Below are 6,794 nucleotides of genomic sequence, written 5' to 3'. Positions count from 1 at the left end.
CCCCGCGGAGCGGGTACCCCATCGCTTCGCGATGGGCAAGCGAACCCCCGCGCTGCGCGCGGGGGTTGCGCTCACGCTCCGCGTGAGCGGAGCGGGATGCTGCGCATCCCGCTCACCCCCTCGACTGCGTCGAGGGGGTGACGCTTCGTCCGCTGCGCTCCCGAAGCGGGCGGCCCTCCGCTTCGCTCCGTACCTTGAGGCGGGGTCCGCTGCGCTTCCCCCGCCTGACGGTCCCTCCGGCTGCGCCTCCAGAACCGTTGGGGCCCGCTGACGCGGGCCAAGCTGGCTGGGAGGGTGGGGGGCGCTCGTTCCTGTGGGCTCGGGTGTACATGCTGCATCAGATTGATGCAGCATGTACTGTTGGCGGAAACACAGGACACCCCACAACTACCCGGAAACCTCCCTAGAATTCCGAGAGGAACGGCCGCAGATGACCGGTCGTCATGAATCTACCGGACCCGGTCTCGCGCTGAGCAGCGATTCTGTGCAGCGGGTGGGCCAGTGTCAGACGGTGGGCGTCAATGCTCGGTTGAGGCTGTTCGCCTCCTGGCCACCAGGGTGTGCCCGCAAGCGAGACGGACGACCCGGTGGCCGCGCTGGGGCCGGAGCCATCGCTGGGGCGCAGAGCGAGGTGGTCGAGCTGGACGGCATGGCGCCGGCCTCTCGGGGCGCGGTGTTCGCGGACGGGTGGGATGGCGGAGTGACGGCCGTGAGCGAGGCCCTGGTGGACATCGCGGACCGGGACTGGACGCGGCGCGGTGGCGGGTCGGCCGGTGCCACCGAACTGGCCGTAAATTTGGCGAACTTGAGGGAGCGTGAGCGGACGGACCTGGTGCGGCTGGAGAGGTTCGTCCGGGCGGCCGTGCTGCCGCGCACGTACCCGCACACCACGCAGCGGCGCTGGGCGAGGCCGGCGGTCTGTGCATCGTGCGAACGGTGAACAGCGACGGGGACGTCATCGTCTGCATGCTCGGTGCCGGGCACTGCGCCCCGGACGGCAAGCTGCCCTTCAAGGACGGAAAGCCTGGCGGCTGGCACAGGGCAGATGCGTCGGTCTGGAACGGCCTTGGTGCGGCCTGTATTCCGCACGCGGCTATCTGAAAGGCCACGGGAATTCAGGCTTAGGAGAGGCATGGAAATGTCAGCGATTCAGCTCAGGGAACACCAGGTAGATCAGCGGTCGGCGTTTCGTAGGTGGGTGGGATTCCCTGCAAGGTCATCTGTGCCCGCGCAGGGTGCCCGGGGCACGATCGTGTCCGCGACCGGATCGGGCAAGACGATCACGGCCGCTGCGTGCGCGCTGGAGTCGTTCGCGGACGGCCGGATCCTCGTCACGGTCCCGACCCTGGACCTGCTGGCGCAGACCGCCCAGGCGTGGCGTCTGGTGGGCCATCGGGCGCCGATGGTCGCGGTGTGCTCGCTGGAGAACGATGCGGTGCTCAACTCGCTGGGGGTGCGCACCACCACCAACCCGGTCCGGCTCGCGCTGTGGGCAGGGGCCGGGCCGGTCGTCGTGTTCGCCACGTACGCCTCGCTTGTGGACCGTGAGGACCCGGAGGACCTGACGGGTCGGCGGAAGGTCCGCGGGCCGCTGGAAGCTGCTCTGGCGGGCGGGGAGCGGCTGTACGGGCAGCGCATGGCCGGCTTCGACCTCGCGATTGTGGATGAGGCACACGGCACCGCCGGTGATCTCGGCCGGCCGTGGGCAGCGGTCCACGACAACCAGCGGATCCCGGCGGACTTCCGGCTCTACCTCACCGCGACCCCGCGCATCCTCGCGGCGGCCCGGCCGCGGAACGGCACGGACGGCCAGGAGCTGGAAATCGCGACCATGACCGACGACCCGGACGGCACGTACGGCTCGTGGCTCGCCGAACTGGGGCTCTCGGAGGCGATCGAGCGCGGGATCCTCGCCGGCTTCGAGATCGACGTCCTGGAGATCCGCGACCCCTCCCCTGAACTCGGGGAGTCGGAGGAAGCGCGGCGCGGCCGGCGCCTGGCGCTTCTGCAGACGGCGCTCCTGGAGCACGCCGCCGCATACAACCTGCGCACCGTGATGACGTTCCATCAGAAGGTGGAGGAAGCCGCGGCGTTCGCGGAGAAGATGCCTCAGACCGCAGCCGAGCTGTACGCCAACGACGCCTGCGACGGCAGCCTGGCGTCCGCGGACCGGCTGCCGGAGTCGTCGATCGGCGCGGAGTTCTACGAGTTGGAGGCCGGCCGCCACGTACCCCCGGACCGGGTCTGGTCGGCGTGGCTGTGCGGCGACCACCTCGTGGCCGAACGGCGGGAGGTCCTGCGGCAGTTCGCCCATGGCATCGACGCGGCCGGGCGCCGGGTGCACCGGGCGTTCCTCGCGAGCTGCCGCGTACTGGGTGAGGGCGTCGACATCACCGGCGAGCGGGGAGTGGAGGCCGTGTGCTTCGCCGATACCCGCGGCTCCCAGGTGGAGGTCGTGCAGAACATCGGCCGGGCGCTGCGGCCCCATCGCGACGGCAGCACGAAGGTCGCGCGCATCATCGTGCCGGTGTTCCTGGAGGCTGGGGAGGACCCGGCCGGCATGGTTGCCTCCGCGAGCTTCAAGCCTCTCGCGGCCGTGCTCCAGGGCCTGCGCTCGCATGATGAGCGCCTGGTCGAGCAGCTCGCCTCCCGCGCGCTCACCAGCGGGAAGCGTAAGGTCCACGTCCGGCGGGACGAGGACGGGCGAATCGTCGGGGCCGGCGACGAGGGTGACGGCGAGGGGCAGGAGGAGGACGGCACGCAGGCCGGTGCCAAGGCGGCGCTGCTGCACTTCTCCTCTCCGAGAGACACGGCGACGATCGCGGCGTTCCTGCGCACCCGGGTGTACCGGCCGGAGTCCCTGGTGTGGCTGGAGGGCTACCAGGCCCTGCTGCGGTGGCGGGCGGAGAACGAGATCACCGGCCTGCACGCCGTCCCCTATGACGTTGAGGTCACCGTCGGCGTGACGAAGGACTTCCCCCTCGGGCGGTGGGTCCACCAGCAGCGCAAAGCCCTGCGGGTCGGCGAGCTGGAGCCGCGGCGCAAGACCCTGCTGGACGCGCCGGAAGCCGGGATGGTCTGGGAGCCGGGCGAGGAAGCGTGGGAGAACAAGCTCGCCACGTTCCGGTCCTACCGAAGGGCCACCGGGCACCTCGCGCCGCGTCAGGACGCGGTATGGGGCGAAGGAGAGGCGATGGCGCGCGTAGGGCAGGACATGGCCAACCTCCGACGCAAGGACGGCCTCGGCAAGGACCCGCAGCGGGCCGCCGCCCGCGCGCAGCAGCTGACGGAGATCGACCCGGACTGGAACTGCCCCTGGCCGCTGGACTGGCAACGCCACTACCGGGTGCTCGCCGACCTCGTCGACGCCGACGGCCACCTGCCAGCCATCGGCCCTGGGGTGCTGTTCGAGGGAGACGACTTGGGCAAGTGGCTGGAGCGGCAGAAGAATCCGGGCACCTGGGCGCAGCTCTCCGCCGAACAACAGGAACGACTGACCGCGCTGGGAGTACAACCCGGTGGGGCACCGGCACCCGCCCCGGCAGCCGCTCGTACGACGAAGGGGAAGGGTCCGGGCAAGGCGCAGCAGGCCTTCCAACGCGGCCTGGCCGCCCTCACGCAATGGGTAGAACGGGAAGGCATCAACCGGCCGGTGCCACGCGGCCACAGCGAAACGGTCACCGTCGACCACGAGACCGAACCAGTAGCCGTAAAGCTGGGCGTATGGATCTCCAACACCAAAACCAGACGCGACAAACTCACTCAGGAACAGCTGGATGCCCTACGGGAACTCGGCATGCACTGGGCAGGCCCGGCCCCGGGCGTCGAGGCCACCCCAGGCAGCCGCTGACCGCCTCCTGCACCATGACCGCGAGTCCCTCACGATCACCGGCCGGCCCATCGCTTCGCACCGTGTCCGGAGACACCGACAACGCCAGCAGTCATGCGGCGCCCCCTCGATCGGCATCGTGGTGGGGGTTGCAGGTCGAGTAGACCGGTCGTATAGTTCTGAGTGTCGGAACGCGGCAGGCACCGGATTCCCGGAAAGGGGAAGGCATCATGGGGCGTATCAAGGTCGGCACGGAGAACAGCACCGACATCGAGCTGCATTACGAGGACAAGGGGGCCGGGCAGCCGGTCGTCCTCATCCACGGCTACCCGCTGGACGGCAACTCCTGGGAGGGGCAGGTTCCGGCGTTGCTGGCCGCGGGTCACCGGGTGATCACCTACGACCGGCGGGGCTTCGGCAAGTCCAGTCAGCCGGCCACCGGTTACGACTACGACACGTTCGCCGCCGACCTGAACACCGTGATGGAGACCCTCGACCTGCGTGACGCGGTCCTGGTCGGCTTCTCGATGGGCACCGGTGAGGTCGCCCGCTACCTGTCCGCCTACGGCTCCGGCCGGGTCGCCAAGGCCGTGTTCCTCGCATCACTGGAACCGTACCTGGCGATCACCGACGACAATCCCGATGGCGCCGCCCCGCTCTCCTTCTTCGAAGGCGTCTCCGAGGCGGTAAAGAAGGACCGCTACGCCTTCTTCACCGGCTTCTACACCGACTTCTTCAACCTCGACGAGAACCTGGGCACCCGGGTGAGCGAGGAAGCCGTGCGCAACGCCTGGAACGTGGCGGCCGGCGCGGGCCCGATCGCCTCGGCCGCCGCCCCGCTGACCTGGCCCACCGACTTCCGGGCAGACATCCCCCGGATCGACGTCCCCGCCCTGATCGTGCACGGCACGGGCGACCGCACCCTGCCCGTCGACGCCACCGGACGCCGCTTCGCCAAAGCCCTGCCCGCCGCCAAGTACGTCGAGATCGACGGCGCACCCCACGGCCTGCTCACCACCCACACCACCGAGGTCAACGAGATCCTCCTGGACTTCCTCGCCCGCTGACGCGCCACGCCATGCGGCACTTGCCACCAACCAGACGACCGGTCTAATGGGTGATACAGTGGGAAACATGCCTACCATCCAGGGCGACACCCGCCGCAGCATCCTCGACACCGCCCAGCGGATCATGGCCCGCAAGGGATTCTCCGCAGTGGGCATCAACGAAGTCCTCACCGCGGCCGGAGTGCCGAAGGGCTCGTTCTACCACTTCTTCGGCTCCAAGGACGCCTTCGGCGAGGCCATGATAAGGGCCTACTTCACCGACTACCTCGCCGACATGGACCGCATCCTCGCCGAGCCCGGCCTGACCTCGGCGCAGCGGCTGATGAACTACTGGCAGAACTGGCGCGAGACGCAGAGCGTCGACGAATGCCAGGGCAAGTGCCTGGCCGTTAAACTCGGCGCGGAGGTCTCCGACCTGTCGGAGGCGATGCGGATCGCCCTGAAGGAAGGCACCACCGCCGTCATCGACCGCCTGGAACGGACGATCACGGCCGGCCTCAAGGACGGATCACTCACGACCGACGTCTCCGCCCGCGACATCGCCCAGTCCCTCTACGACATGTGGCTCGGAGCAAGCGTCATGGTCAAGATCCACCGCCACCTCGGCCCCCTGGACACCACGATGACGGTCACCCGTCAGCTGCTGCACCTGTAGAACCAAGAGCACAGAACCCGGTCACACCGGTGCTCTTCCGTACCTCGCCGGAGTCGACCGGTCTACTCAAAGGAAGTGCACTCCATGAAGATCCTCATTGTTCTCACCTCGCACGACGAGCTCGGCACCACGGGCCGCAAGACCGGCTTCTGGCTGGAGGAACTCGCCGCCCCCTACTACCGCTTCAAGGATGCCGGCGCCGAAGTCGTACTCGCCTCCCCCAGGGGCGGCCGGCCGCCCCTGGACCCCAAGAGCAACGAACCCGCGTTCCAGACCGACGAGACCCGCCGCTTCGAGGCCGACCCCGACGCCATGGCCGACCTCGCCCACACCGTCCGGCTCGACACCGTCTCCGCCGACGACTTCGACACCGTCTTCTACCCCGGCGGCCACGGCCCCCTGTGGGACCTGGCCGAAGACCCCACCTCCGTCCGCCTCATCGAAACCACCCTGCGCGCCGGCAAGCCCCTCGCCCTGGTCTGCCACGCCCCCGGCACCCTGCGCCACGCCACCAACCCCGACGGCACCCCCCTCGTCCGCGGCCGCAAGGTCACCGGCTTCACCAACGGCGAGGAAGCCGACGCCGGCCTCACCGACATCGTCCCCTTCCTCGTCGAGGACGAACTCAACAAGCTCGGCGCCGACTACACCAAGACCGACAACTGGCAGCCCTACGTCGTCATCGACGGCCTCCTCATCACCGGCCAGAGCCCCGCCTCCTCCGGCCCCGCCGCCGACGCCCTCCTCACCCTCGTCAACCAGGTCGACGAAGCCCGCGCATAACCCACACCCCGACCAACACCACCACACAGACCGCTGACCCCGCGGACCCACCGGCACAAGCCCACGGGCCCGCGGGGCACACCGTCAACACCCGCGGCACCAGCGGCAGCAGCCCCGTCACTCCCACCATGCAGGATCTCTCGCCTGTAACGCCGCCGTTGAGGGGCTTGGCCGCGGACTGGCGGTCGAGCTGGCGCCGGTCAGGGTCAACGTGGTCTCCCCCGGCATGGTCGACGGCAATCTCTGGAACGAGCGGCCGGCCGAGGTGCGTGAACCGGCCGCCGAGCAGTGGCGCGAGGCGAGCTGGCTGCACCGCGCGGGATCCGAGTCCGATTTCGCTGATGCTGTCCTCTTTCTGTTCACCAACGCCTGTATGACGGGCTCCACGGTCTACCCGGACGGTGGCTATTCACTGCGCTGACCGCTCCGCCGGGTCAACAACGAATCCCCAGGCCGACGC

At 69.4% G+C, this 6,794-nt stretch carries 6 protein-coding genes and 1 pseudogene; all 7 read left to right on the top strand.

Translation table 11 applies throughout. The annotated features are described in order from the left end of the window. Positions 1-709 precede the first annotated feature (709 nt). On the top strand, positions 710-940 hold the full coding sequence (locus ACIBK8_RS33395; RefSeq protein ID WP_399046175.1) for a hypothetical protein: 231 nt from the start codon (positions 710-712) through the stop codon (positions 938-940). Beyond that, positions 937-1,101 carry a hypothetical protein gene (locus tag ACIBK8_RS33390; protein ID WP_399046173.1) on the top strand — a complete coding sequence of 55 codons (165 nt, stop codon included), beginning with the start codon at positions 937-939 and terminating at the stop codon, positions 1,099-1,101. Before ACIBK8_RS33395 ends, ACIBK8_RS33390 begins: the two co-directional genes overlap by 4 nt. A 37-nt stretch (positions 1,102-1,138) precedes the next feature. Further along, positions 1,139-3,850 carry a Helicase associated domain protein gene (locus ACIBK8_RS33385; protein ID WP_399046171.1) on the top strand — a complete coding sequence of 904 codons (2,712 nt, stop codon included), beginning with the start codon at positions 1,139-1,141 and terminating at the stop codon, positions 3,848-3,850. Between the two features lie 209 nt (positions 3,851-4,059). Beyond that, positions 4,060-4,896: an alpha/beta fold hydrolase gene (locus ACIBK8_RS33380; protein WP_399046169.1), complete on the top strand. Its 837-nt coding sequence runs from the start codon at positions 4,060-4,062 to the stop codon at positions 4,894-4,896. Between the two features lie 67 nt (positions 4,897-4,963). Then, positions 4,964-5,551, top strand: coding sequence for a TetR/AcrR family transcriptional regulator (locus ACIBK8_RS33375; RefSeq protein ID WP_399046167.1), 588 nt, complete (start codon positions 4,964-4,966; stop codon positions 5,549-5,551). A gap of 84 nt (positions 5,552-5,635) precedes the next feature. After that, positions 5,636-6,334 (top strand): type 1 glutamine amidotransferase domain-containing protein, encoded by a 699-nt coding sequence (locus ACIBK8_RS33370; RefSeq protein ID WP_399046165.1) that lies wholly within the window; start codon positions 5,636-5,638, stop codon positions 6,332-6,334. Positions 6,335-6,488: 154 nt separating this feature from the next. Next, positions 6,489-6,755, top strand: a pseudogene (locus ACIBK8_RS33365) (SDR family oxidoreductase); the annotation flags it as partial. Between the last annotated feature and the right edge of the window lie 39 nt (positions 6,756-6,794).

The sequence above is a fragment of the Streptomyces sp. NPDC050161 genome (genome assembly GCF_044460025.1).
Taxonomy (GTDB): Bacteria; Actinomycetota; Actinomycetes; order Streptomycetales; family Streptomycetaceae; genus Streptomyces.
The sequence above is the reverse complement of the archived record's forward strand: the minus strand, read 5'-3'. Positions and strand labels throughout refer to the sequence as shown.